Origin of the sequence: Chryseobacterium sp. OSA05B, from assembly GCF_019970065.1 — a bacterium.
Classification (GTDB): domain Bacteria; phylum Bacteroidota; class Bacteroidia; order Flavobacteriales; family Weeksellaceae; genus Chryseobacterium.
The window spans coordinates 332,537-358,745 of record NZ_JAHXYH010000002.1 but is presented as its reverse complement, the minus strand read 5'-3'; the positions used below and the strand labels follow the sequence as shown (position 1 = coordinate 358,745).

The window sequence follows — 26,209 nt, the reverse complement described above, 5'->3', positions numbered from 1 at the left end:
AATGGCAAAATTTACACTTAGAAAGATAAATTCGGCTTCAGATATTCCGTATGAGCTTTTGCTGCTTGCGGATGAAACAGTTGATGCTATTGATCAGTACATTTTTAATTCTGACATTTATCTTTTAGATAATGGTCTTCGGGATATTGCAGTGATCGCTTTGTACCCAAACAGCAGCACAGAGCTGGAAATTAAAAATATGGCTGTTATTGAAAGCCACAGAAGTCAGGGAATCGGTGGTCTTCTTATGGATCGGACTAAAGTAATTGCGAAAGAAAGCGGCTATACCACTTTAGTCGTAGGTACCTCAGATACAGGATTTCAGCAGATTAAATTCTATGAAAAGAACGGTTTTACAAAAAAGGGAGTACGCAAAGACTTTTTTATAGAAAATTACCCACTCCCTATTTATGAAAACGGATTACAGCTGCGCGACATGATCCTTCTTGCTCATGACCTTTCTGAATAATCCTTTGATATGATCGATTTCTGACTGATAATTGGTTTTCTTTCTGCAACCGAAATACAAAGTGTTTTCCAGCTTTTTCTCACCTTCCCAGATCAGTTTAAGATCTCCGTTTTCTATTTCATTTTTACATAGAAAATCGGGAACTACAGCCAGTCCGGTTCCGCCTTTCAGACAACGGATAATTGAGTTTAGATTGGGAACAATATAATTCGGACGGAAATTCGGCTTATGACCAAAATTCATGATCCAGAACTGAAAAAGATGTTCCATGTCTCCCGTTGTTCCATACCATTTTTCCTGTTTCAGCCATTCCTCGATATGTTCGGCTCCTTTATGTACAACTTCCTGAAAGCTTTCCGTATCTACATTTTTTCCACCTACCAGAATGATCTGTTCGGAAGAAAATGCTTCATGTTCGATATTGGGAGAAACTCCTTTTTTCGGAGTAATAATAAGATCTAAAATTCCTTTATCAAGCTGGTCCAGCATTTCGGGATACTGCCCGAAACTGATAATCAGGTTAAAAGGTAAAGTAGATACGTACTGTTCCAAAGTGGTCTGAAATGTTTCAAAACACATTCCCACACTGATCGTCGGCGTCAGTTTTTCCGTGGATTTCTGAAAATTCTTCTCTACATCTTCCAGCCTGCCAATCGGCTCAGAAACGGCATTGAATAAAACCTTTCCTCTTTCGGTGGGAATCATTTTTCGACCTGTCCTGTCAAATAATTTATAGCCTACATAAGCTTCCAGTGAGCTTAAATGAAGACTTACTCCGGGCTGCGAAATAAACAGGGAATCTGCTGCACCCGTGAGGGTTCCGGTTTTGTATATCGCTTTAAAAGTGCGGTACCATTCTAAATTGACCATAACTTTAATTATTAATATTCTGATACAAAGTTACGGAATAATTATTATAATGATATACTTCCAAATATTTCATCGAGTACACTCTGTATATCTTTTCCTGTATTTACGCCACTTTGGTTGGCTATAATAAAAACGCCAAGATTATATTTTGGTATGACGTAGATAAAGCATTGTGCACGAAAAACGCCGCCATGATGCTTATACAAAGTTCCCAATTTTTCATCCGTAATGACTCTCCACGTATATCCTGAACTGAACGTATCATCAATTTTAACCAAAGGCTTATGCGATTCTGCTATTTCAGGAGTATTTTTTAATTGATACTTTATGTATTCCATCATGTCCGGAAGCGTTGTTTTCACGTTACCTGATGACCCCCAAAGTGATGATATTAATTCAGGAGCTATGGCATTATAATCACAATGATATCCTACGGCAAGATGGGCCTCTTCTTTTTTTGATAAATTAATCTTCGTATGCTTCATTTGAAGGTTATCAGCAAAATATTCTTTTAATAAAACTTCAAAATTTTTATGATAAGCTTTTTCTAAAACAGCACTTAAAAGTTCAATACCGGCATTTGAATATGAAAATTTATGTCCCGGTACCGCATCCAGTTTTACGGTGTGAAGGTCTCTTAAAAAATCTTTTTGTTTATAGTTTTTCAAGATATTATTGGTATTCTCAGGTGCTTTTTCATTCGTGAAATCATTCAGTACCGCATTTACTTCCAAAGGCAGCATTTTAGGTAAGCCACTTGTGTGAGTCACCAAATCCTTTATAAGAACGGGATGACCATTGAAAACCAGGTTAGGATAATCTTCAGATAAATATTTCTGAACAGGGTCTTCAAGCTTTAATTTTTTATCCAAAACAGCTTTCGCCACCAATGTTCCGGTTAAAGTTTTACCCAGGGAACCGATCTCATAGATGGTTTCATTATTCGGCAGGTTGGATTTTCCTTTTTCCAATTCACCATAATGCCCTATGTATTCCTGCCCCTGGTAAACAATTCCGATCGACACAGCGTTAATCACTGGTTTTTCAACCATCTTATTCACGGCATGATCAACTATTGATTTCAGATTGACAGTTTCTTTTATTGGCTGTTGCCCAAAACAAAATACTGAGAGAAATGTTACAGTAAAAACAATTGTTTTTTTCATGGTTTCTACGCTTTAATTTGAATTTAATACTCTAATGTTTTCATGATTCTATTTTGAAATAGTTCCGGCTCGTCCTTATGGATCTGATGTCCTGAGTTTTCAAATAAAAACAGGTCTTTCTTAGGTGCTTTTACCTTCTCAAAATATTGTTTTGTAATGGCGGTAGAAGTTTGGATATCGTTTTTCCCTACGAAAAAATAGATCGGACAGTTCACTTTCTTTAAAGTCTTCGGTAAATCTATTTTCATGACTTCATTCCAGGCTGGTGACCATGTTTTGGACCACTGAAGAAAACCTTTTTTGAATTCATCACTGGTGACATTTTTTTTACCGTCTTTATAAAAAAGCCATTTTCTAAGATAAAACAGGTCTTCATCTATCGTAAACGGAATATGCACGCTCGCCAATTCTTTGCTGGCAACAGGATCTTCTTTAAAATGATTTTTCAGAATTGTAAGCAGTTCCTTTTCACTGGCCAGCTGACTGATCACAGGATTGACTGCAAAATAAGCATGCAGAAGCTCAGGATGATTTCTAACAATGTAAAATCCTAAAGCATTTCCCCACGAACTTCCCAACAAGTATACTTTCTCCTGCTTTAGCTTCCTTCTAAGAAAACTGATCACTTCAAAGGTATCTTTACCCATCAGCTCAACGGATGGCTGAACCGGAGAGGGGTTTAATGCCAGTGTTTTTCCTGCATCTCTCTGATCCCATTGAACAATGGTGAATTTATTTTTTAAAATATGCGTAAAAGAATCCGCATTTTTCATCATTGAGCTTCCGGGGCCTCCTGATAAAAACAGAAGTATCGGCTTATTGGAATCATCGGTTTTAATTTCGATGACTTGTTTTATTCCGCCAATTTCGGGAGTGAGAATAGTATCAACTTTTACGGCTTGTGCTAAACAAAATACTGATAAAAGTAAAAGAATAAACAGGGCTGTTTTTTTCATGATTTCTAAATTTTAATAATCTGATGCAAAGATGAATCAGAAAATTTTCAGAAAAGTCCGGATAAAAAAAGTCGAACTGATTTTAACGGATAAAATGAGTTCGACCTTCTGTAAACCAACGTTCGACTATTTACAAAATACTAAAAATCAACAATTTGTATTTATTTCGGAAAATATTTTAGAGCATCAAAGCTTTTTCATTTCTTAAAAAATCAGCATAATAATTCGGAATTCTGCTCTCTTCTATGGCGTGAACGGTTTCTTCAAGCGGGTAAGCGATCTGTATAATTTCTGGAATAATCTGTTCTTCATTCATCGTTAAAACGAGATAAGAAGCCAGACGGTTTTCTTCTTTCGAACGGCCTACAGAGCCACAGTTTATGGCCCATTTATTATTTTCAAAAGATTTTGTAAATGATAAATGGGTATGGCCCATGACAACGATATCGGATTGAGACTCCTTGAGCATAGCTGCAAAAAGCTCATCATTCTCCGATTCATACAAATAGGTATCATTACTGGACAGACTTGAATGCACAAGCTGAATATTCCAATGCTTCTTCCCTATTTTATAGTTTAATTTTAAATGGAAAGGAAGTTCGGATAAAAAGCTTTTATTCTCCTCTGTAATATGTCTTTTGGAATGATCAATCGCAATAAATCTGGCCTCCGTTTCTTCCTTTGAATGTTTTGATAAAGGAACCACGGGAATATCAAAAGCAATTCTTTCATCATGATTCCCCATCAGACAAGGAATATTCAGATCTTTGATCTTTTCTGTGACTTCATTTCCCCAGGGAGCAAAATCTACCAGATCTCCCAGACAGAATTTCTGCTGAATCCCTCTTTTATCTATATCCTCCAACACTGCATTCAGCGCAGGAAGATTTCCATGCACATCACTAAAAACCGCAATCTGTATCATATCCACTCTAATAATCATAACAAATTTACAGCAGAGTCGTGACAATGGAATCAATAAACGGTATGACATTTCACATGAATGACAAAATTTAAACTATCAGTATTATAATACTTAGATATAATTCATGCTATTTTTATTATACAATGTTGCAAACTAACTTTGCATCATAAAATTTAAACAATCATAAACAAATGAAAAAAGTATTGATCATTAACGGAGGACAGAACTTCGGACATTCCGGAGGAAAATATAACGATACCATCGCTCAGAATACTTTGGAAGTATTGAATAAATTCGAAAATATAGAAGTAAAAACTACTCAGGTTTCAGAAGGATTCGACAAAGATGAAGAGGTTAAGAAATTTGTATGGGCAGATTTTATCATCTACCACACTCCGATATGGTGGTTCCAGCTTCCCAACGGTCTTAAGAAATATATCGACGAAGTTTTCACAGCTGGTCATGCGAAAGGAATCTATATGAGTGACGGAAGAAATGCAGAAAATCCGGAAATCAATTACGGAACAGGAGGAATGCTTGGCGGAAGAAAATATATGGTAACGACCAGTTGGAATGCTCCTGAAACAGCTTTTACGATTCCCGGAGAGTTCTTCAATGAAACAAGTGTAGATAATGGGCCTTTATTTGGTTTCCACAGAATGAATGCCTTCGTTTCCTTAGAAAAAATGGAAAGTTTTCACTTCCATGATGTAGAGAAAAATGCCAATATAGAACGTGATATGAAGCTTTACAGAGAACATCTTGAACAAGTTTTTGCACAGGAACTAAAACCACAGTTAGCTTAACATGAAAAGGGTATTTATTACAGGAATTACCGGTTATATCGGTGGTACTGTTGCCAAAAAGTTATTAGACAAAAACTATAGGGTATCAGGACTTGTCCGTAATGAAGATTCGGCAGAAAAGCTTAAGCCATTGGGAATTGAACCCATTATAGGGAATATCCATGATGAAGCCGTTTTGGAAGCTGCGATTTCCCAGGCTGATGCCATTATCCACACAGCAGATTCTGCTGATGACGCCTTTGCAGCAGACAGTATGATCAATGCATTGGAGGGGACTGGCAAAACATTTATTTTCACTTCAGGTTCCGCCATATTTGGAGGAAAAGAAAATGGGGAAAAAAGTGATTTTGTTTATACTGAAGATATTCCTTTACATCCAAGACTGGAAATGGCTTCAAGGGTATTGATCAACAATTATGTTCTTCAGTCTGCTAAAAAAGATATAAGAAGTATTGTTATTGTACCCACAATGGTTTACGGAGAAGGTCTGGGACTGAAAAAGGATAGCATTCAGCTTCCGGCTTTAATCAATTTCTCTAAAGAAAAACGGTTTGGAGTTTATTTTGGAAAAGGTGAAAATGTATGGTCTAATCTGCATATTGAAGACTTGGCAGATCTCTATGTACTTGCACTTGAAAAAGCAAAGGCAGGCTCTCTTTACTATGCGGAAAACGGATCTTCAACGATCAGAAATCTGGCGGAGAATATAAGCAGACACTATAATTTACAACCGGCACAGTCTGTCAGCGTACAGGAAGCCGTGAATACTTTTGGTCCGGCAGGCGGATATTTTGGATTTGCCTCCAATAGTCTGTGTAATTCAGACAAAGCAAAAAGAGAATTGGGCTGGAATCCCCGATATCAATCAATCGAAAATTTTATTTAATCATGAACATTTATCTTACAGCAGTTATAAAGGCCAAAGAAGAATACAGAGCAGAAGTTCTGGAAATTCTTCAGAATATGGTAAAAGAAACCCGAAAAGAAGACGCGTGCGCACTGTACAGCCTTCACCAGGGAATTGAAGACAAAAACCAGTTTATATTCTACGAAATCTGGAAAAGTGATGAAGGACTGGCGCAGCATAATCAGCAGCCTTATATTCAGGCTTTCGGAGCTATTGTTGACGAAAAATTACAGGAAAAACCACAGATTTATACCACGCATATTCTTTAATATGAAAAAATTAGCATTTTTATTGGTAACCCTATTGACGATAGGATTTGTTCAGGCACAACACCAAAAATCTAAACGTATGAAAAAGAAAATTTTATTCGTCGTGACCAGTCATGATAAAAAAGGTGATACGGGAGAAGACACCGGATATTATCTGGGTGAAGTTTCTCATCCATGGGAAGTTCTTCACAAAGCAGGATATAAAATTGATTTTGTAAGCCCAAAAGGCGGAACTCCACCGGTAGACGGATTTGATTTAAAAGATCCTGTCAACAAAGAATTCTGGGAAAATAAGGAATACAAAAATAAAATCGATCATTCTTTACAGCCGTCTCAGGTGAATCCCAATAATTACAGTACTATTTTTTATGCCGGAGGTCACGGAGCGATGTGGGATTTCGCTGATAATACGGAATTAGCTGGTATTGCTTCAAAAATTTATGACAATGGCGGTATTGTAGCAGCAGTATGTCATGGTCCTTCCGGTTTGGTCAATATCAAACTGAATAACGGAAAATATCTGGTAGACGGCAAAAAGATCAATGCTTTCACCAATGAGGAAGAAGCTGAAGTCAAATTAACCAACGTCGTTCCTTTCCTGCTGGAAGACAAACTGAAAGAAAGAGGGGCAAAATTTGAAAAAGCAGGGCTTTGGCAGAACCATGTGGTGAGTGACCAGAGGGTCATTACAGGACAAAATCCTCAGTCTGCAAAAAGTGTAGGTGAGGCAATTTTAAAGGAACTTAGTAAATAATTTAGATTTTAACCACAAAAGAAACAAAAGCTTTCAAACACTTTAGTTTTTTTTAAGTTCAAAAACTTGGAAAAAAGGAAGATCACTTAAGTTGTATGAAAATCAAAGATTTTCATAATGACAAAAATTCGTCGGTCGAGAATTCCCCTCCTGTGGAGGGGTGGCTAAAATTCAAAGAATTTTTGACGGGGTGGTTCAAGAAAAAAGGCTTTTGTGGTTCACAATTTTAATAAATAATCAAGACAAAAAAATGGAATACAGAAAATTAGGAAATACGGAACTGGAACTGTCTGCAATTACTCACGGAGCCTTTGCTATCGGAGGAAATATGTGGGGCGGCAATGAAAAACAGGATTCCATCAATTCAATTCATGCTTCTTTGGATCACGGCGTAACTTCCATTGATACGGCACCTTTTTACGGTTTCGGACTCAGTGAGGAAATGATCGGGGAAGCCATTAAAGGAAAAGACCGTTCGAAAATTCAGTTATTAACCAAATTCGGTTTGGTATGGGACGGCAGCAATAACGGGAAAGGTGAGTTTTTCTTCGATGCAGAAGATGAAGGCAAAACGCTTCCGGTTTATAAATACGCTTCAAAGGCCAATATTATCAAAGAAGTGGAAGAAAGCTTAAAGAGACTGGGAACAGATTATATCGATCTTTTACAGCTTCACTGGCCGGACAGCACCACCCCTATCTGTGAAACCATGGAAGCCATGGAACTTTTGATTCAGCAGGGAAAAGTGCTTGCAGCAGGTGTCAGCAATTATAGCGTTTCCCAGATGCAGGAAGCCAACAGAACACTGCATTTAGCGAGCAACCAGGTTTCTTACAGCATGCTGAAGCGTGCTATTGAAGGCGACCTTGTGCCTTATGCTTTGGAGCACAATTCAGGAATCATCGTCTACAGTCCTATGGAAAGAGGTCTTTTGACCGGTAAATATTTCAAAGAGGATAAATTAAAAGACAATGACCACAGAAACGGTTATTTTTCACAGTTTGATTTAAGTAAAGTAAAAACTTTCTTAGACAAAATAGAACCCATTGCTCAGGAAAAAGGAGCTTCCCTTTCCCAACTGGTATTAAGATGGACTACTATGCAGCCGGCTATTACCGTAGTTTTGGCAGGAGCCAGAAATGCACAACAGGCTGTTGATAATGCCAAAGCAATGGAAATAGATCTTTCTCAGGATGAATTAAACTTCATCAATACAGCGCTAAGCGAAATTTAATCTTGTATCATCAGTAAACTTTATCCTGGGAGACGGTTTACTGATTTTCTTTCTTACACCCATATCATATAAAAAAATGAAAAAGAATCTGATCAGAATGTTCGGGTTGGTCATTCTATTGGCCATCAGCAACATTCATATAAAGGCTCAAAACCTCAGCATTAATCCTGATGATACATCATGGTATCCTTCTGTTTACGGCGCTAAAGATGAAATAGGAGCCGCCAATCTGTTAACTGCAGAAGTCGTAAAGCAAGCTGTAGGACTGGTAAAGCAAGGTAAAACACTTCCACTGGCTGTTGCCATTGACAAAAACCTACCGGCTTTCAGACACAGAAGTTTTAATTTATATAATATCCAGCCCGGAGAACAGGGCGGAAAAAGCATCGGACCCAATAAATTCACTTTCAATGATGAACTTGTCAACGGATGGACAGGTGTTGGAACTCAGCTTAACGGTATTGGGCACATTGGAATTGATAATGTCTACTACAACGGAAATAAAGCGGTTGATTTTGTAACTGTAGAAGGCGTAAAGAAATTAGGCATTGAAAAAGTTCCTCCTTTTGTAACCCGAGGTGTGGTTTTAGATATGACCGCTCATTAAGGAAAAGCAATAGTTCCGGGTGGTACAGAATTTACAACAGCAGATATTAAAGCTGTTTTAAAGAAACAGAATCTTACCCTAAGAAAAGGAGATATTGTCCTGTTCAATACCGGATGGCTTGAACTGATCGGTAAAGAAAACCAAAAGTTTTTAGAAACAGAACCCGGAATCGGTATGGAAGCAGCGCATTGGCTTGCCGAGCAGGGAATCATCGCTTTCGGTGGCGATACATGGGCGTCAGAAGTGTACCCCAATCCAAAATCTAAAGAGGAATTTCCTGTCAATCAGTTGATGCTGACAAAAAAAGGAATTTACAATCTGGAACTGATCGACAGCCGTCCATTGGTGAAAGATAAAGTTTGGGAATTCTTATTTGTTCTGGGGCAGCCTTTGTATGTAGGATCTACCCAGGTCAATATCAATCCGGTCGCTATCTATTAAAATATTCCTTCTAATTTTTATAACAGAAAGAGCGCTTCAGTTGTTGAAGTGCTCTTTTTTGGTAAATAACTTTAAACGGAAAACTATTTGGCAATCGGTAAGTGAGTGCTTACAGCAATTCTGTTCCATGCATTGATGGTGACAATTGCCATAATGATCTGTGCAATCTGTGCATCATCAAAATACTGTTTTGCCTTCTGGAAAGTCTCTTCTGAAAGTCCGTTCTGGCTGATCAGGGTGATCTCTTCCGTCATCGCTAAAAGCACCTGCTCTTCTTCCGTGAAAAAATCTTTGGCTTCTCTCCATCCTTCAAGAATGAAAATTCTCTGTGTGGTTTCTCCGTACTTAAGAGCATCTTTAGTGTGCATATCAAGGCAGAAAGCACATTTATTGATCTGTGATGCCCTGATTTTTATTAATTCCTTTTGAATGTGGTTTAATGAAATCGTCTGAAGATATCCTTCCAATCCCATCATTGCTTTGTAAGCAGCTGAATCTACTGTGGCAATATTTAATCTTGCGCTCATAATATTATTTATTTTTGTTGGTTAAATGATCTATACTAAAAGAATACTTTGGCTGAACAGCCAGTAAAAATGCTCCGGCACTTCCTACCCACACAGAATAATCCAATGGAGCCTTAACGCCTAATGCTATGGTCATGGACAATGCAAAGACCAGCAGCAGCAATCCCGCTCCGTAAGCTCCAATTCTGGTTTTCCAACCTACAAGAAGCATCAGTGGAAAAAGTATTTCAAAAAAAGTTGCTGTATAAGCTGAAAACACACTTAATCCTTCAGGAAGAAAAAAAGTAAGTTTTCGGGTGTACGCTTCAAAATTCTCCCAGTTTCCCCAGGCTGAGTTTTTGCCCCAGAAACCAAACCGGTCTGCCACTGCAGAAAGCATGGTCACAGAGATGGCAAGTCTTAGAAATAATTGTGGAAACTGAATATTTTTGTCTGTCATGATATTGGCTTTTAATAACATGACAAATTTCCAACTTATTTTCGGTAAAAATCTTAAACTGGTTTAAGAACGTAATTTCGCCCTGATTTCACTGAGATATTCCGGGGTAAGATTTAAGAAAGAAGCGATCAGATATTGAGGAATTCTCTGGATAAACCATGGATATAAAGTACTGAAATGGACATACAGTTCTTCCCGGGACATTTCATAAAGGTAGCGGATTCTTCTTTCCGAAGCGGCATATGCCCTTTGGTAAATCATCCTGAAATATCTTTCCATGATAGGGTGTTTCTTCAGCAAAAGCTCCTGTTGCTGAAGATCAATAATCAAAACTGTAGAACGTTCCACTGCCTGAATACAGAAATCTGATTTCATCTGCCTTTCATAGGCGAAAGTGTCGGTGATCCACCAGTTTTCTATGGCAAATTCAGTAGTCTGTTCTGCCCCTTTCTCGTTCACAAAAAACTTCCTCAGACAGCCCACAGAAACAAAATACATCGATCTGCAGATCTCGCCACTAAGCATCAGACTCTGCTTTTTTTTCACTTCAATTTCCTGGAAAAAAGAAAATATAGAAGCGTATTCTTCATCGGTGATTGTAATAAATTTATTTAAATGCGCTTTGAAAGTATCCATCTTTGCAATTGAATACCCAAACTTAACTTTATTTTTTTAGTTTTACAATTACAAAATAGTAAATCATGGAACTTGTTGCTAAAATTCTCATCGCCATTGTGGCACTGGAACATATTTATATCCTGTGGATGGAAATGTTCGCCTGGGAAACCAAAGGAAAGGAAGTATTTAAAGCGGCACTGCCGGCTGAAATGTTTAAACCGACGAAAGGTCTGGCTGCCAATCAGGGACTTTATAATGGTTTTCTTGCCGCAGGACTGATCTGGTCTTTTCTGATTGAAGATCCAAAATGGCAGACTAATATTTCGCTGTTTTTCCTGAGCTGTGTGGCAATAGCCGGAATTTACGGAGCTGTTTCTGCAACAAAGAAAATATTTTTTGTACAGGCATTGCCTGCAATACTGGCCATTATTGCTGTCATTTTCAAATAATTTTATAATGAACATTCATAGCCTATTGAATATATGGGAATAGAATTGATAGACTATAAAGATAGAGGATTTGAGATATCGGATTTTTTTATGCAGCTGGCTCTGTATTATATTAATGAAGAATTAAGAAAAGAACAGTATATTTTTACGAATAAATACTCTCTTGAAGAATATCACAAAAGTGTAACAAAAGGCCATATGGTTGGGTGGTTTGCCTTCTTATGGGATTGATATATAGTAAACCCTTTTGAAGAACAGACCATGATTGATATTCTTCAAACTGTAAAAACCATTATCCATAGTAAAGGAAGTTATATTTCTGTAACCGAATTACAAACTATCCCAACAGAAGATCCGGATTTTAAAACATTTTTCGAACAACCTTTACTAACAGCAGAACTAATCAAGATATTTGATGCTTTAATACAATTGCTTCAGGGAACGTGGAATTATACAAAATACGATCTGGATTCAGATATAAAATATCAATATTCAATACCCGTTGTGCATTATGAATGCAAAGAAATAAGTTGTTCATTCGATTGAAAATCAGTAAATTGTTTTTACCACAAAACATTTACAATGAACAACTTAATTGCAAATTACGAAAGAATTTTGGAAGTTTTACGGGAAATTTCAGATGAAACACTTTTATCTTATCAGAGACGTATTCCCAAAATGAAGGATTTAGAGGTTGTAAGCCTCGTCTTGACTGCCGAATATATGGGGATTGGCAGCGAAAATCATCTGTTCCGCCAACTTCCTGGTCTTATTTACACCAAAAAAGTCAAGCGTATTTGTAATTGAAACAGCGCTTTTATTAGGTTCACTAACAGCCGTTCTTTAACGGCTTGTTTGATAGGTATAATCAAAAGAATTTAAGAATTTTAAAAAATATAAAAGAAGTTATCCATTGGCTATTTACAATTTTTTGTATTATCCTGATCTAGGTTGACATTTTTTTTAATAAAATTTATGTGAGAGACACACTCCAAATAATTATGACCGGAGTCGTCTACGTGATTATATGTTGTGTTTTTAATTCGGATTGAACTGAATATTAAAATACTTTATTAAATAATCCTCTATTGGTTCCAACCCCATTTCTTTTCTTCTTTCGTTTACAGTTTCAGGATTTTCTAATTTATACAATTTACCATTTTCTATTTGTGAACCATATATTTGGGGTTTTCCTTCGTCCATTAACATCCTATCTTTCATCAATGCATATTGCTGTTTAGATAAGTCTCCATTTTTTACCGCTTTCTCTATTTGTGGAAAATACTTTTTTCTGATTTCTTCAGTACTATGTTGCAGTCCCAACCAGATTGCATCCATGTGTTTTTGATCCACCTCCTTTAATGTCGGCATACCACACTTTTCAATAATGCTAATCACTAATTCCTGATTCCTGTGATCTTCTTTAGCGTATTTGATGAGTTCATTTGATTTTCTAATCCTTTGGTCACTTTCTAAAACTTCGCTGAGGATTTGTCGTTTTTTGCTGCAATCGACTTCAATAATATCTACTGAACCTACATAGACAAATTTATCCTTATTCATATAAAGGAATATTGATATCATTAAAACAAGAGCGGTTAATATGCTGAATAATATTTTTTTTATTTTCATTTCTATTTTTGTGTCATATTCCAAAATAGATTGACCATTTTTGGTTAAAAATTAATTGTAAAAATAGGAATTATTTTTAAGCGCACGCTCTAAAATATGTAAAGATGAACAGTATTGTTATCCAAACAGAGGTTTTTTCGCATCACAGCAAATGTCTTTTTATGGCTACAAACTTCAAACGGTTTGTTCTGTGAACGGTGTTTTTCAAAGTATAGACCTAAGTCCGGCATCTATTCATGATATTCACTTTTTGAAGGACATTAAAGAACAGTTGTCTGATTGCATCTTGCTTGGTGATAAAGGGCATCTCTCATCAGAGGCACAGGTAGATTTGTTTAATTATGCTAATATTACCTTGGAAACTCCGAAAAGAATCAACCAAAAAGACTACAAACCACAGTTTTGCTTTTTTAAAAAGCACAGAAGAAGAATTGAAACATTATTCTCTCAGCTATGTGACCAATTTATAATAAGAAGGAATTATGCAAAAACATTTGAAGGATTCAAAACAAGAGTTTTAGCAAAGATTACAGCTCTTACAATAGTTCAATTTATTAATAAAAACTATTTAAACAAAAAAATCAACAATCTAAAATCAAGTATATTTTAAAATGCACAACGGATTATCCAATACATTTTAAATACACTTTTAATAAAACCTACATCTCTGCGTAGATCTAACTTAAAATCATACTTCCTGATGATACAGATCTTTTTTTTGTGAAATATTTATAATGTGTAAACCCCTTTCATTCTTTAAATCAAGCTACGCCATCGATTCCTTGATCTTCTCCCGATGAATAATTCCCCAATTCACCAGAGTTTCCGTCACCGGGAAAACTGATTTTCCATATTCTGTAACTGCATAAGCAACTGTAATGGGTTTTGTATCCTGAATGGTTCTTGTGATGAGAAGATTCATTTCCAGTTCTTTCAGTTCTTTGCTGAGCATTTTAGCAGAGATTCCGGTAATACCCCGCTGCAGTTTTTTGAAATGGATCTGCTGATCCGTTCTGTTGGTCAGATACCGGATAATCATCAGTTTCCATTTTCCACCCAAAACATCCAGACTGTCACGCATTGCAAATAATTCTTCCGTGCAGCTAGCCTCTCTTTCTATTCCGTTTTCTATGATTTTTGCCATAATAGTTTCATTAAGGTAACTAGTTACCAATAGTTAACTGGTAGCAAATATAAACTATTCTCTTTTTACATTTGTCTATCAAATTACTCTTATGAAAGCCATTATATTAAATGAAAATTTCCAGCTCGGAGAGGCGGAGATAGAAAAACCCACACCGAAAAGTCATGAAGTTTTGATCCAAATCAAAGCCAGTGGTTTTAATCCTATCGATTATCAGATGATCGAAAACGAACTGGAACGGAAACTGCTCAAATCACCCGTTTTAGGCCGTGAAATGTCAGGAATTATTGTCGAAAAAGGTGCGGATGCCCATCAGTTCAACGTTGGAGACGAAGTATTCTGCGGAAGCGGCTCAATGGGAAGTAACGGCTCCTACGCTGAATACATTGCTGTTCCTGAGGCTATTGTTGCATTTAAACCTAAAAGTATTTCTTTCGAACAGGCTGCTGCTATCCCTTCAGCAGGGCTTACAGGACTGCAGACCGTCAACCGCTTAAAACTAAACAATAATGATACTGTTTTAGTAACCGGAGCAACAGGTGGAGTCGGTTCTTTTGTCATTAAGTTTTTAATCTCGAATCAATTTCAAAAAGTTACAGCGACGGTCGGAAGTGAAGAAAACAGACAGATTCTCCTTGGATTGGGCCTTAAAAATCATCAGATCATTAATTATAAAGAAGAAAACCTTGCGGCTAATCTTTTAAAAGCGAATAATGGCCAGCTTTTCGATTTCGGGATTGATCTTGTAGGGAATTATATGTCTGAAATCACTGCAGATGTTTTGAAAATCAATGGTACTTATGTGGATGTAACTGCCCTAATTTCGAAAGATGCCCACGAAACCCTTTTCAACAAAGGAACGGTGATTATGAATATTTCTAACTATTCCTACAGCATGAACAAAGACTATCAATACTACAAAGGAAACCTGGAGGAAATTTCAAAACTTATTGAACAAGGAAAAATCAGTGCGCCCAATTATAAAACAATAGGAAATCTTTCTCTGGATACGGTTTTAAAAGCCCATTCCCTTCTTAAAAACAATCAGACCCAAGGTCATAAACTGATCATGAAACATTAATATATGAACACAATACCCAGACGCGTCGTAACAGGAATTAAAGATGGAAAATCTGTCATTATAGAAGATCAGCAGACAGAAAATGCAGTGGAACATCTTCCCGGACTCATTATTTCAGATATCTGGAATACTCAGAAAATGCCGGCAGGATTGGATCCTGAAATCCGGATTCCCAATACCGGATTCCCGCAAACTCCCAAAAACGGAACCTATTTCCGTTACGTGGTCATTCCACCGGATAAGGACCTGGGAGTAGAATTCAAAGCCGGAGAACCTCACCCGATGATGCACCAGACCCAGACCCTGGACTATATTATTATTCTTTCAGGAACGCTTTATCTGATGATGGAAGAAGGAGAAACCCTTCTCAAACCCGGAGATATTGTGATTCAAAGAGGCACCAATCATGCGTGGAGCAACAGATCGGATGAGCCATGTATTCAGTTAGCCGTTTTAATTGATGCAGAGATTTAGATTTAAAAATTGAAGAATTTAAAGAATTAAAGATTTTCAGGCAGTTTAGATCTTTCACATAATGAAAAATCTGTGTCATCTGTGCGATCTGCGGGAGATATTTTTATGAGATTGCTTCGTCCATTCAGTCCTCGCAATGACCGTAAGCCATTACAAAGCAGAAATCTCCAAAAGTTTTTGCTTCATGGTTTCGGGCGTCAATAACCCTTCATGATAATACACCAATTTTTGGTTCTTATCAAGAACAATCCACAAAGGATAAACAGGCTGATTTTTATTTTTGGAAAGAGCCAGAGCTAATTCATGAATTCCGGAACTTCCATTGGGAAGATAACCGAATTCTCTGCCTTGGAACCTGATTTTTTCTTTTGTTTTTTCAGCTTCAAAATTGACCATATAAAAATGTTCATTGATAAGATCTACAGTGGCCTGATCTTTATTTAAGGCATGCTTTTCCATTTTACAGACCGAGCACCAGTCTGTATAGAGATGGATGATCGTGGGTTTCGGATCTTTTTTCATCGATGTTTCAAGATCGGAAAAAGTGCCTGTCTTCATCTGAGACAGATAAAAACAGGGCACTAACATTAAAAATAAAATAAAAGTTTTCATTTCAAAGTATATTTTACTCCCAGAAAACCTCTGATTCTCTGCATCGGCGCATAACCGTAAGCAGTGTCAAAAGTGTAATGGTTCGGGTTGCTTATCGGGTCGTCTGCATATTTATCAAACGGGTCAAACGGTCTCATCAAAGGATCTTTCGGTGTAAAATTGAACAGGTTTTTAATCCCGCAATACACCTCAAAACCGGATTTGAAACTTTTTGAAACCTGAATATTCGCTAAAGAATAGAACGGTGAATATTCCGGGCGGTAGTCATTCGGCAGTACGGGAAGTCTCATTGGTCCATAGAATTGTCCGGTAAAATCTACGGTCAGATCATTGGCGAACTTATATGAAAGATTGTAGGTTCCACTCCATTTCGGGGCATGCAGCTGCTGTGATTTTTTGTTATCGCCATCAAATTTCTGATAAACGTCAAGGTAGGTCACTCCTAAATTAACGCTCAAAGGAAAGCTAAAACTGAAATCCACATTCATAGAAGCTCCCCTTGAAATTCCATATCCGTGAAGATTATCGTAAATAATTTTATCGGGATCAGTATCAAAATCTCCTACAATTTTATTGCTGAAATACGTGTAAAACGCAGAAGCATCAAGCTGTAACAAACGGTTTCCCACCGGAATTTTCCAGATGTAGTTTAAATTTCCGTTGACGGATTTTTCAGGTTTAAGATCAGATTTGATCAGAACTTCTCTGGAACCTGTCAATGCTGCATGATCTTCCGTAAACAGATTCACCACCCTGAATCCCGTTCCGAAATTGAATCGAAGGGTATGATAAGGGTTGGGAGAAAATTTCCATGCAAACCTCGGCGAATGCACTTCATGATGGATTTTGTCATAATCAAAACGGTAACCTACCAGTAAAGTATGCTGATCACTGATTTCCCACTGATCCTGAACAAAAGCTCCCCAGATCGGCGATTTCATCGGTGCATTGGTGATTCCGTCTGAAGATAACGTTCCGGGTGTGTTGTCGTCATAAAATGTTCTTTTGAAAGTCACACCTCCCGTCAGATCATGTTTTCCAAGTTTTTTACTCCAATAAGTCTGGGCAAAAGCTACTTTCTGAAGGGCGTCGTAAGGATTGCTCCCATAAAAAGAATTCTGATCATGATAATTATAGGAGAACTGAGTAACGATATATTCTTTTAAAGGCCATTGATAAAGCCCGAAAACTTCAGCCCTGTTGGTGTAAATACTTTCACCGTACACATCGCCACTTCCCCGGTGAGATCTGTCCCACTGCATTTCTCCGCCAAAACGGTCTTCATATAAGTATCTCAAAGCAAAGCTCGCCTGGCGGTTTTCCTTTCGCTGAAAATTCCACTTATTAAAAACAGAAACTCTGCTCTGCAAAGCTGAATCCGTGAAATTATCTTTGTTCTGGTCTATCTTTTCCTTAAAGCTGAAATAATTTAAGCTTAACAAAGACGCTGCATTCTTCCCAATATTAAATTTTGTTGAAACATCAAGATTATTTTCACTCCAGGTGCTGGTCATCATATCAACACTCAACTTCGGTGCGGTCAGGGCATTTTTGGTGATGATATTGATCACTCCACCCATCGCTTCAGAGCCGTAAATAGAAGAAGCCGGACCTTTTACCACTTCAATTCTGTCGACAAGACTGTTGGGAATTCCGCTCAGTCCGTATACTGTAGAAAGTGAACTTACAATGGGCATTCCATCGATCAGGATCATCGTATAAGGACCTTCCAGGCCGTTGATATGAATATCTCCGGTGTTACAAACCGAACAGTTCAGCTGAGGTTTTACCCCATTCACCATGGCAATGGCTTCAAAAATACTCGGAGTGGGATTCTTTTGGAAAAATTTCTGGCTGTAAACCTCTACGGCTACAGGACTTTTCGATCTGCTGAAAGGTTTTATCGTTCCGGTTAAGACCACATCATCAATAGCACTCATCTTGATTTTCGGTGGGGAAACGGCAGATGAGTCCTGTTTTATTTGGGATTGTAAACTCAGGCTGTCGGTCTCCTGAGAAAAACAATAAGAGGATAAAAGGATAGTAGAAAATAGTATTCGCTTCATGAAATTAAAATTGTTAGACAAATCTAACAATTATTTTTGAATTACAAAACACCATGACAAATGTTGTTAGAATCAATTCACGAAAAATGATTAAATTTGAGAAACTAGATATAAAAGTACTATGAGATATCATCAGGCGGGAAACATCCCACAAAAAAGACATACGATTTTCAAATCACCGGAAGATAAATTTTACTATGAACAGCTTTTCGGAACGGAAGGTTTTCACGGAATTTCATCACTGCTTTATCATACCCACCGTCCTACACAGATCAAATCTATCGGGGAACCGAAAGATGTGACCCCTAAAATAGCGGTAGAAAAGAATATTGCTCCGAGAATGTTTAAGGGTATGAATGTAACGCCGGAAGATGATTTCATGGACAGCAGAAAGATCCTTCTGATGAACAATGACCTGAAAATGGGATTGGCGAAACCCAGAAAGTCTATGGATTATTTCTACAAAAATGCGGAATGTGACGAACTTTTATACGTTCACAACGGAACCGGGATTCTGAAAACTTTTGTAGGAGACCTGGAATTTGTCACAGGTGATTATCTTATTATTCCAAGGGGAACCATCTATCAGGTGGAAGTGAACTCAGAGGACACTGTATTTTTTGTACTTGAAAGCCACTCTCCTATTTATACTCCGAAACGTTACAGAAATGAATTCGGACAGCTTCTTGAACATTCTCCGTTCTGCGAAAGAGACATGATCGCACCGGTTTTTAAAGAGCCGAAAGACGAAAAAGGGGAATTTTTAATTAAAGTAAAAAAAGAAAACCAGATCACAGATTTCATCTACGCTACACATCCGTTTGATGTCGTAGGATGGGATGGATATTTTTATCCTTATAAATTCAATATCAAAAACTTTGAGCCGATTACAGGAAGAATTCACCAACCGCCACCGGTACACCAGAATTTTGAAGGCCATAATTTCGTAGTCTGCTCGTTCTGTGCAAGAATGTATGACTACCATCCAATGGCTATTCCGGCTCCTTACAATCACTCCAACATCGATTCTGATGAGGTTCTGTTCTACACGGAAGGAGATTTCATGAGCCGTAACCACATCGACCTGATGGACTTCACCTTACACCCTGGAGGAATCGTACACGGGCCTCACCCGGGAGCTATGGAAAGAAGTATCGGTAAAAAATTCACTGAAGAATATGCAGTAATGGTAGACCCGTTCCGTCCGTTGAAAATTACTGAAGAAGCTTTAAAAGTAGAGGATCCATCCTATAAAACTTCATGGCTGGAAGAATCAGACAAAACCATCGAAGACCGTTCTCAGGAATAAAAAAATCATTCATAAAAAAATTTCATTATGTACAATTATATTAGTGCAGAAGAAGCTATATACACTGTAAAAAGCGGAAACCGCGTATTTTTTCACGGAAGTGCCTGTACTCCGAATTATCTTATTGACGAGCTGGCAAGACAGTCTCACCGTCTGGAAAATGTAGAAATGGTTTCCATTACCCAACAGGGAAATGTGGAAATTGCAAAACCTGAATACAAGAAGAGTTTTTTTGTCAATTCTCTATTCGTATCAACCCCTGTGAGGGAAGCTGTGAATTCTGAACGCGGAGATTTTGTTCCTGTTTTCTTAAGCGAAATCCCTATTTTATTCAGAAAAAACATACTGCCACTTGATGTGGCATTAGTGACCGTTTCCCCACCGGACAAACATGGTTTCTGTACTTTGGGAACCTCTGTAGATATCGCAAGAGCAGCCGTAGATACCGCAAAACTTATTGTGGCTATCGTCAACCCTTTGATGCCGAGAACTCACGGAGACGGAATGATCCACATCAGCAGAATCCACAAGTTAGTCTGGCATGAAGAGGAACTTCCTACAGTAGACTATGGTTCAAAAGTAGGAGAAGTAGAAATGCTTGTTGGTAAAAATGTGGCTGAACTGATTGATGACAGATCAACACTTCAAATGGGCATCGGAACGATTCCTGATGCTGTTTTGAAATGCTTGACCAATCACAAGGACCTTGGTGTACACACCGAAATGTTGAGTGATGGAGTAATTGATCTGATCCAAAGTGATGTCATTAACAATAAGTACAAAGGCTACCATGATAATAAAACGATCACAAGTTTCTGTTTTGGAACCAGAAAACTCTATGACTACGTAGATGATAATACTGTTTTTGATTTTAAAGATGTAAGCGATGTGAACTTCCCGATCAATATCATGCGAAACAAAAAGATGGTTGCCATCAATTCAGCCATTGAAATTGACCTTACAGGACAGGTTTGTGCAGATTCTATCGGAACCTTACAATACAGCGGAATCGGTGGTCAGATGGACTTTATGAGAGGTGCTGCGTTGAGTGAAGACGGAAAACCTATCATCGCGATCACATCCAGAACCAAAAAAGGAATCTCAAGAATTGTTCCTTTCCTTAAACAGGGCGCCGGAGTGGTGACAACAAGAGGACACATTCACTATGTTGTGACAGAATATGGTACTGCTTATTTATATGGTAAAAATCTACGTCAGAGAGCTCAGGAGCTGATCAGCATCGCACACCCGGATGACAGGGAAATGCTGGAAAGAGCTGCGTACGAACGCTTTAAACAATAAAAATAAGAATGCTTCGTTTTTACCATGAATTATCTTGGTGAGCGGAAACAAGATATTAGCAACAAAAACAAGATGAATCTTAAAAAAGCTTTAACATTTTGGCAGCGTTTTTGATAAACTCATTCAAAACCAAGGGAAATTGAAAACTATATATAATTCGATACGGGAAGAAGTTGAAAAGCATTCGAAAGTAAGGAATTCTGTTTTGGGGAATGTGAGTGAATGGAAAAGAAGCCATTATATTATTCTTTCCGAAATTATAAAAGATGAATTATCTGACTCTGAAGAACTGCAAGGCGGAAAAAAATTTGAAATAGGAAATACGATATCGCACGTTACTTTACAGCGTTTTTTCGAAAATGATTATCAGGACAAGACCCATAACGATCTTCGTTTCCTGAAAACACTTGATAAAATTTGTATTTTCCTCGGTTACAAAGATTTAAACGACTACATACAGTCTGTAAAGCTAAAAAACAACGAGAAAGAACCAGGAGATGGTGTGGAATTTCTTACGAAAATGGTGTATGATTATTGTGCAACCGCATTTGAATTTTACAAACATTTTCCGGAACACAAAACGGATATTTTTAAAGGCCTAGTATTCGATGGTTCACCATTTCTGGAAAGAACCTCACAGTTCAGCAGAGAATTGTGTGAAAGAGATTTTCAGCTGGTCACCAAAAACAACCGTTCAAACTATGAAGTTTTTGATATTCACCTCGTTACAGATGAACCTGATAAAAAAATACTGGAAACCCAGGAATTTTGGAATCTGCTGTTCAAAGTAGGCGAAACAGGCGAGGAACATTTTGTCAACCAACTGAATACACAAATTTATTTTATCCGTAAAATAGACAATGTATGGAAGATCTGGGACAACTATAATCCTGATGCAGGAAGACTGAACAGATTAGTAGACGTAGAAAAATAAAGAAAGCCGTAGAATTTCTACGGCTTTCCTGTTTCGAAAATATTTTTCTTTTTCACTTGTTCTTTGTAATAACAAATGTAGACATCCCATTTCATTATAAATAAACTTAAATATACTTAAATGAACACTTCTTTAATTTTATGTTAAGTATATTCAAGGAATCCACTTGAATGTTTTCGCTATTTATAAGATTTTTGTAATTTGCATACCATTAAAATAAAAGTAAAAATAGAAATATGTCAACACTTACATTTGCCGAAAAAATTGCTCAAGCTGAGAATTTTTTACCGATCAACGGTACAGATTACATTGAGTTTTATGTAGGAAATGCTAAACAGGCTGCCCATTATTACAAAACCGCATTCGGTTTTCAGTCTGTAGCATACGCGGGTCCTGAAACAGGAGTAAGAGACCGTGCTTCTTATGTTCTTCAACAGGGGAAGATAAGATTGGTATTAACAACAGGGCTTAAATCCGATTCACCGATCAGCGAACACGTAAAAAAACACGGTGATGGAGTGAAAATTCTGGCACTTTGGGTAGATGACGCTTATGAAGCTTTTGAAGAAACTACTAAAAGAGGCGGAAAACCATACATGGAGCCTGTCACTTTAACAGACGAGCATGGTGAGGTAAGAATGTCCGGAATTTATACTTACGGAGAAACGATCCACATGTTCATCGAAAGAAAAAATTACAAAGGAGCGTTCATGCCTGGCTACGAAAAATGGGAAAGTGCTTACAACCCTGAAGATGCAGGTTTATTATACGTAGACCACTGTGTAGGAAACGTAGACTGGAACAGAATGATCCCTACCGTAGAATGGTACGAAAAAGTAATGGGCTTTGTGAACATTCTTTCTTTTGATGACAAACAGATCAATACGGAATATTCTGCCTTGATGTCTAAAGTAATGTCTAATGGAAACGGATTTGCCAAATTCCCGATCAACGAGCCTGCAGAAGGTAAAAAGAAATCTCAGGTAGAAGAATACCTTGATTTCTACGAAGGAGAAGGCGTACAGCACATCGCTGTCGCTACAAAGGATATTATTCACACTGTAACTGAACTGAAGAAGCGTGGTGTAGAATTTTTATCTGCTCCGCCGGAAGCTTATTATGACATGGTTCCTGAAAGAGTGGGTCATATTGACGAAGATCTTAAAAAATTACAGGACTTAGGCATCCTTATTGATCATGATGAGGAAGGATATCTGCTTCAGATCTTTACGAAGCCTGTAGAAGACCGTCCTACCCTGTTCTTCGAAATCATTGAAAGACACGGTGCACAGAGCTTTGGTGCCGGAAACTTCAAAGCATTGTTCGAAGCACTTGAAAGAGAGCAGGACAGAAGAGGAAATCTTTAATTTTACAATAAATATTAAGTTTTGTCAGGATGAAAAGTCTTGACAAAACTTTTTTATAAAAACACATCGTATGAGAAAATTTTTTATTGGGATTTTATTTTTCGGAACATTAGGGCTTCAGGCTCAATATGGAACCCTGAATGAAATCCTTAACCGACTGGAAGAAAGAAAGGGCATTAACCAAAATCTTGAAAGTGTCAATATCGACAACAAGAAGTTTGTCTTCATTAAAGATGCGGAAGACCACACGGAAAGAGATTTTATCATTATCAAAGGAAATGACGCTACCTACGTAGAGGTTTTTGATGACAAAGCTACCGGCGAAAGCAGTTCAAACGTTTTTACCGGTGATATCGTCAGAAGAAAAAACATCATTTCCCTGCGCGCAGACAAGCTTGAGAATAAAAAAGTTCCGCTTCCTGTGACCAAAACTTTACTGCTCACCAGGCAGAAAGACATTCTCTATCTTATCGATGTCAATACAAAAGACAGATGGATCGATGAAGCCTCTTATTCCAAAAAGAAATAAATTCTTTTCAGACAGCAAATCCTGAGAGATTTGTTATCTTACACCTTAATTTAATTCCAAAAAAATTATGAAATCATTTGTAGAGTATTCTTCGGATTCAGACTTTTCTATACATAATATTCCTTTCGGAGTAGCAGTTTTTAATAAAGAATATATCGGATGCTGTACAAGGATCGGAGATCAGGTAGTAGATCTTGCGACCCTTTACGATCTTGGGTATTTTGAAGGTATTCAGGGATTAGACGACAATATTTTTGAAGCCTATACCATCAACGAGTTTATCGAGCTGGGAAAACCTATTACCAATGCAGTGCGCGTGAGAATCCAGGAACTTCTGCAGGAAGGTTCTATCTTATCAAAAGACGAAAAAACAATTGCAGACGCATTCTACGACCTGGATCAGGTAAAAATGATGATGCCGGTACACATCCCTAATTACACGGATTTTTACAGCAGCATCGAGCACGCAACCAACGTAGGAAAAATGTTCCGCGATCCTGAAAATGCATTGCTTCCTAACTGGAAACACCTTCCCGTAGGATATCACGGAAGAGCTTCTTCTATCGTGGTTTCAGGAACGGAAATCAACCGTCCAAAAGGTCAGACAAAGCCTGCAGATGCAGAAAAACCACTTTTCGGACCAAGCAAGCAGCTGGATTTCGAACTGGAAATGGCCTTTATCCTGAACAGAAACTCAGAAATGGGTGAGAGTATTTCAACTAAAGACGCTGAAGAAGCTATCTTCGGAATGGTGGTATTCAACGACTGGTCAGCGAGAGATATCCAAGCTTGGGAATATGTTCCACTAGGGCCTTTCCTTGGTAAAAACTTCGGATCATCTATTTCTCCATGGGTGGTTACCCTTGAAGCACTGGAACCCTTCAGAACAGCTTCTCCAAAACAGGAGCCTGAAGTTTTAGACTATTTAAAATTTGAAGGCGATAAAAATTACGATATCAATCTTGAAGTGTATTTACAACCTGAAAATGGTGAAGAAAACCTGATTTCAGAAAGTAACTATAAATTCATGTACTGGAATATGACTCAGCAACTGGCTCACCATACAGTAAACGGATGTAACGTAGAAGTTGGAGATCTTTACGCCAGCGGAACCATCTCAGGAAGCGATCCAAAATCTTTCGGATCTATGCTGGAACTGACATGGAGAGGACAAAATCCTTTACAGCTAAAAGACGGACAGGAAAGAAAATTCATAGAAGATAACGATACCGTTACCATGAAAGCCTGGGCTGAAAAAGATGGAATTAGAGTAGGTTTCGGTGACGTTTCCGGTAAAATTATTCCAACGGTTTAATAATTTAATCTTTAATTGAAACACTTAAGTTTATTAAGTTAAATGAAAAATAAAACTTAATCAACGAATAGATCATTAAACCACATAGGTTTCGAAACCTATGTGGTTTTAAAGCTTTTGTGACTTTTGTGGTTAAAAATAAAAAATGAAAACAGTTATCCCATCCGAATTATCCCCCGTACAGCTTCAGACCATCATGCAGACCGCCGTGTCTCCACGTCCTATTGCTTTGGCTTCTACGGTAGATAAGAACGGAACTATCAATTTATCCCCATTCAGTTTTTTTAATATGTTCAGTACGGTTCCTCCGATATTGATTTTTTCACCATCAAGGAGAGTACGTGACAATACGACGAAACATACCTTGGAAAATGTTCTGGAAGTTCCCGAAGTAGTAATCGGAACCGTAAATTTTCCAATCGTACAGCAGATTTCTCTAGCTTCCACAGAATATGAAACCGGAATTAATGAATTCATTAAATCCGGACTGACCATGAAAGATGCAGATCTGGTACAGCCTAAACTGATTGAAGAATGCCCGGTCAACTTTGAATGTAAAGTTTTAGAAGTGAAATCTCTGGGAGATCAGGGAGGTGCAGGAAATCTGGTGATCTGTGAGGTTCAGAAAATTCATATCAGAGAAGAATATCTGAATGAAACCGGGAATTTAGATCAGCAAAAACTGGATATTGTGGCCCGATTAGGAGGAAACTTTTACTCAAGAAGCAATGAGAACAGTATTTTTGAAGTTCCGAAACCTTTAATCACAAAAGGAATCGGGTTTGATCTACTGCCAGATTCTATCAAATACAGTAAAACATTTACAGGAAACGATCTGGGAATGCTCGCCAATGTAGAAATACTTCCTGCAGGGGAATTCCATGCAGATGAGAATATCCATCTGGAAGCTCAGCAATTTTTACTGGAAAGTAAAATCGAAGAAGCCTGGAAAGTTTTAGTTAAATAATTTTCAAATTGAAGTTAAAATAAAAAGGAGTGAAAATTTC

Annotated in this window: 30 protein-coding genes and 2 pseudogenes; 21 read left to right on the top strand and 11 right to left on the bottom strand. The window is 37.7% G+C overall.

Features of this window, described 5'->3' with window-relative positions:
- Nucleotide 1: 1 nt before the first annotated feature.
- Nucleotides 2-469 carry an N-acetyltransferase gene (locus tag LC419_RS09095; RefSeq protein ID WP_223607043.1) on the top strand — a complete coding sequence of 156 codons (468 nt, stop codon included), beginning with the start codon at nucleotides 2-4 and terminating at the stop codon, nucleotides 467-469.
- Here LC419_RS09095 and LC419_RS09090 read toward each other — a convergent pair.
- From LC419_RS09090 to LC419_RS09075, 4 genes are all read right to left on the bottom strand, one after another.
- Nucleotides 422-1,339, bottom strand: a complete 918-nt coding sequence (locus tag LC419_RS09090) for a LysR family transcriptional regulator (protein ID WP_223607042.1) — start codon at nucleotides 1,337-1,339, stop codon at nucleotides 422-424. The two genes, LC419_RS09095 and LC419_RS09090, sit on opposite strands and share 48 nt — an antisense overlap.
- Nucleotides 1,340-1,383: 44 nt before the next feature.
- Nucleotides 1,384-2,505, bottom strand: coding sequence for a serine hydrolase (locus LC419_RS09085; protein WP_223607041.1), 1,122 nt, complete (start codon nucleotides 2,503-2,505; stop codon nucleotides 1,384-1,386).
- Between the two features lie 23 nt (nucleotides 2,506-2,528).
- A complete protein-coding gene (locus LC419_RS09080; protein WP_223607040.1) occupies nucleotides 2,529-3,461 on the bottom strand; it encodes an alpha/beta fold hydrolase in 933 nt (310 codons plus the stop codon).
- Between the two features lie 178 nt (nucleotides 3,462-3,639).
- A complete protein-coding gene (locus LC419_RS09075; RefSeq protein WP_223607039.1) occupies nucleotides 3,640-4,386 on the bottom strand; it encodes a metallophosphoesterase in 747 nt (248 codons plus the stop codon).
- Nucleotides 4,387-4,577: 191 nt separating this feature from the next.
- Here LC419_RS09075 and LC419_RS09070 point away from each other — a divergent pair, with 191 nt between their 5' ends.
- From LC419_RS09070 to LC419_RS09040, 7 genes are all read left to right on the top strand, one after another.
- A complete protein-coding gene (locus LC419_RS09070; RefSeq protein ID WP_223607038.1) occupies nucleotides 4,578-5,192 on the top strand; it encodes an NAD(P)H-dependent oxidoreductase in 615 nt (204 codons plus the stop codon).
- Between the two features lies 1 nt (nucleotide 5,193).
- Nucleotides 5,194-6,078, top strand: coding sequence for an NAD-dependent epimerase/dehydratase family protein (locus LC419_RS09065; protein WP_223607037.1), 885 nt, complete (start codon nucleotides 5,194-5,196; stop codon nucleotides 6,076-6,078).
- Nucleotides 6,079-6,080: 2 nt separating this feature from the next.
- A complete protein-coding gene (locus LC419_RS09060) occupies nucleotides 6,081-6,368 on the top strand; it encodes a putative quinol monooxygenase (protein WP_223607036.1) in 288 nt (95 codons plus the stop codon).
- Nucleotides 6,369-6,447: 79 nt separating this feature from the next.
- A complete protein-coding gene (locus tag LC419_RS09055) occupies nucleotides 6,448-7,122 on the top strand; it encodes a type 1 glutamine amidotransferase domain-containing protein (protein WP_223607035.1) in 675 nt (224 codons plus the stop codon).
- Between the two features lie 250 nt (nucleotides 7,123-7,372).
- A complete protein-coding gene (locus LC419_RS09050) occupies nucleotides 7,373-8,356 on the top strand; it encodes an aldo/keto reductase (RefSeq protein WP_223607034.1) in 984 nt (327 codons plus the stop codon).
- A 76-nt stretch (nucleotides 8,357-8,432) separates the two neighbouring features.
- Nucleotides 8,433-8,963 (top strand): hypothetical protein, encoded by a 531-nt coding sequence (locus tag LC419_RS09045; protein WP_223607033.1) that lies wholly within the window; start codon nucleotides 8,433-8,435, stop codon nucleotides 8,961-8,963.
- Nucleotides 8,964-8,972: 9 nt separating this feature from the next.
- Nucleotides 8,973-9,404, top strand: coding sequence for a cyclase family protein (locus LC419_RS09040; protein WP_223607588.1), 432 nt, complete (start codon nucleotides 8,973-8,975; stop codon nucleotides 9,402-9,404).
- 83 nt (nucleotides 9,405-9,487) lie between these two features.
- Here LC419_RS09040 and LC419_RS09035 read toward each other — a convergent pair whose 3' ends face one another.
- The 3 genes from LC419_RS09035 to LC419_RS09025 form a co-directional block, all read right to left on the bottom strand.
- The gene (locus tag LC419_RS09035) at nucleotides 9,488-9,931 is read right to left on the bottom strand and encodes a carboxymuconolactone decarboxylase family protein (protein WP_223607032.1); all 444 of its coding nucleotides are present in this window, start codon (nucleotides 9,929-9,931) and stop codon (nucleotides 9,488-9,490) included.
- A 4-nt stretch (nucleotides 9,932-9,935) separates the two neighbouring features.
- The gene (locus LC419_RS09030; RefSeq protein WP_223607031.1) at nucleotides 9,936-10,370 is read right to left on the bottom strand and encodes a DoxX family membrane protein; all 435 of its coding nucleotides are present in this window, start codon (nucleotides 10,368-10,370) and stop codon (nucleotides 9,936-9,938) included.
- Nucleotides 10,371-10,433: 63 nt separating this feature from the next.
- On the bottom strand, nucleotides 10,434-11,006 hold the full coding sequence (locus LC419_RS09025) for a Crp/Fnr family transcriptional regulator (RefSeq protein WP_223607030.1): 573 nt from the start codon (nucleotides 11,004-11,006) through the stop codon (nucleotides 10,434-10,436).
- 65 nt (nucleotides 11,007-11,071) lie between these two features.
- Here LC419_RS09025 and LC419_RS09020 point away from each other — a divergent pair, with 65 nt between their 5' ends.
- The 3 genes and pseudogenes from LC419_RS09020 to LC419_RS09010 form a co-directional block, all read left to right on the top strand.
- On the top strand, nucleotides 11,072-11,437 hold the full coding sequence (locus LC419_RS09020; RefSeq protein WP_223607029.1) for a DUF1304 domain-containing protein: 366 nt from the start codon (nucleotides 11,072-11,074) through the stop codon (nucleotides 11,435-11,437).
- Between the two features lie 261 nt (nucleotides 11,438-11,698).
- A complete protein-coding gene (locus LC419_RS09015; protein WP_223607028.1) occupies nucleotides 11,699-11,983 on the top strand; it encodes a hypothetical protein in 285 nt (94 codons plus the stop codon).
- 36 nt (nucleotides 11,984-12,019) lie between these two features.
- Nucleotides 12,020-12,196, top strand: a pseudogene (locus tag LC419_RS09010) (IS982 family transposase); the annotation flags it as partial.
- 279 nt (nucleotides 12,197-12,475) lie between these two features.
- Here LC419_RS09010 and LC419_RS09005 read toward each other — a convergent pair.
- Nucleotides 12,476-13,069, bottom strand: coding sequence for a DUF6624 domain-containing protein (locus LC419_RS09005; protein ID WP_223607027.1), 594 nt, complete (start codon nucleotides 13,067-13,069; stop codon nucleotides 12,476-12,478).
- An 85-nt stretch (nucleotides 13,070-13,154) separates the two neighbouring features.
- Here LC419_RS09005 and LC419_RS09000 point away from each other — a divergent pair.
- Nucleotides 13,155-13,679, top strand: a pseudogene (locus LC419_RS09000) (IS982 family transposase); the annotation flags it as partial.
- A 156-nt stretch (nucleotides 13,680-13,835) separates the two neighbouring features.
- Here the strand turns inward: LC419_RS09000 and LC419_RS08995 are convergent.
- Entirely contained in the window at nucleotides 13,836-14,213 is a 378-nt protein-coding gene (locus LC419_RS08995) for a helix-turn-helix domain-containing protein (protein ID WP_223607026.1), read from the bottom strand.
- Nucleotides 14,214-14,304: 91 nt separating this feature from the next.
- On the opposite strand from LC419_RS08995, the gene LC419_RS08990 reads away from it, so the two are divergent.
- Nucleotides 14,305-15,294, top strand: a complete 990-nt coding sequence (locus tag LC419_RS08990; RefSeq protein WP_223607024.1) for an NADP-dependent oxidoreductase — start codon at nucleotides 14,305-14,307, stop codon at nucleotides 15,292-15,294.
- Nucleotides 15,295-15,297: 3 nt separating this feature from the next.
- Nucleotides 15,298-15,768: a cupin domain-containing protein gene (locus tag LC419_RS08985; RefSeq protein ID WP_223607023.1), complete on the top strand. Its 471-nt coding sequence runs from the start codon at nucleotides 15,298-15,300 to the stop codon at nucleotides 15,766-15,768.
- 150 nt (nucleotides 15,769-15,918) lie between these two features.
- Here the strand turns inward: LC419_RS08985 and LC419_RS08980 are convergent, their stop codons facing one another.
- Nucleotides 15,919-16,380 (bottom strand): thioredoxin family protein, encoded by a 462-nt coding sequence (locus tag LC419_RS08980; protein WP_223607022.1) that lies wholly within the window; start codon nucleotides 16,378-16,380, stop codon nucleotides 15,919-15,921.
- Nucleotides 16,377-18,446, bottom strand: coding sequence for a TonB-dependent siderophore receptor (locus LC419_RS08975; RefSeq protein ID WP_223607021.1), 2,070 nt, complete (start codon nucleotides 18,444-18,446; stop codon nucleotides 16,377-16,379). Before LC419_RS08975 ends, LC419_RS08980 begins: the two co-directional genes overlap by 4 nt.
- Before the next feature lie 121 nt (nucleotides 18,447-18,567).
- Here LC419_RS08975 and LC419_RS08970 point away from each other — a divergent pair, with 121 nt between their 5' ends.
- The 7 genes from LC419_RS08970 to LC419_RS08940 all read left to right on the top strand — a co-directional run bounded on the left by LC419_RS08970 (nucleotide 18,568) and on the right by LC419_RS08940 (nucleotide 26,169).
- Nucleotides 18,568-19,755 (top strand): homogentisate 1,2-dioxygenase, encoded by a 1,188-nt coding sequence (locus LC419_RS08970; protein WP_090023979.1) that lies wholly within the window; start codon nucleotides 18,568-18,570, stop codon nucleotides 19,753-19,755.
- Nucleotides 19,756-19,782: 27 nt separating this feature from the next.
- Complete coding sequence (locus LC419_RS08965) at nucleotides 19,783-21,057, top strand: acetyl-CoA hydrolase/transferase family protein (RefSeq protein ID WP_223607020.1); 1,275 nt, start codon at nucleotides 19,783-19,785, stop codon at nucleotides 21,055-21,057.
- Between the two features lie 139 nt (nucleotides 21,058-21,196).
- Nucleotides 21,197-21,991 carry a hypothetical protein gene (locus LC419_RS08960; protein WP_223607019.1) on the top strand — a complete coding sequence of 265 codons (795 nt, stop codon included), beginning with the start codon at nucleotides 21,197-21,199 and terminating at the stop codon, nucleotides 21,989-21,991.
- 236 nt (nucleotides 21,992-22,227) lie between these two features.
- Nucleotides 22,228-23,358: a 4-hydroxyphenylpyruvate dioxygenase gene (gene hppD, locus LC419_RS08955; RefSeq protein WP_223607018.1), complete on the top strand. Its 1,131-nt coding sequence runs from the start codon at nucleotides 22,228-22,230 to the stop codon at nucleotides 23,356-23,358.
- Nucleotides 23,359-23,428: 70 nt separating this feature from the next.
- Nucleotides 23,429-23,887 (top strand): hypothetical protein, encoded by a 459-nt coding sequence (locus tag LC419_RS08950; protein ID WP_223607016.1) that lies wholly within the window; start codon nucleotides 23,429-23,431, stop codon nucleotides 23,885-23,887.
- A 67-nt stretch (nucleotides 23,888-23,954) separates the two neighbouring features.
- On the top strand, nucleotides 23,955-25,202 hold the full coding sequence (fahA, locus tag LC419_RS08945; RefSeq protein WP_223607015.1) for a fumarylacetoacetase: 1,248 nt from the start codon (nucleotides 23,955-23,957) through the stop codon (nucleotides 25,200-25,202).
- A 145-nt stretch (nucleotides 25,203-25,347) separates the two neighbouring features.
- Nucleotides 25,348-26,169 (top strand): flavin reductase family protein, encoded by an 822-nt coding sequence (locus LC419_RS08940; protein WP_223607014.1) that lies wholly within the window; start codon nucleotides 25,348-25,350, stop codon nucleotides 26,167-26,169.
- The last annotated feature ends 40 nt before the right edge of the window (nucleotides 26,170-26,209 follow it).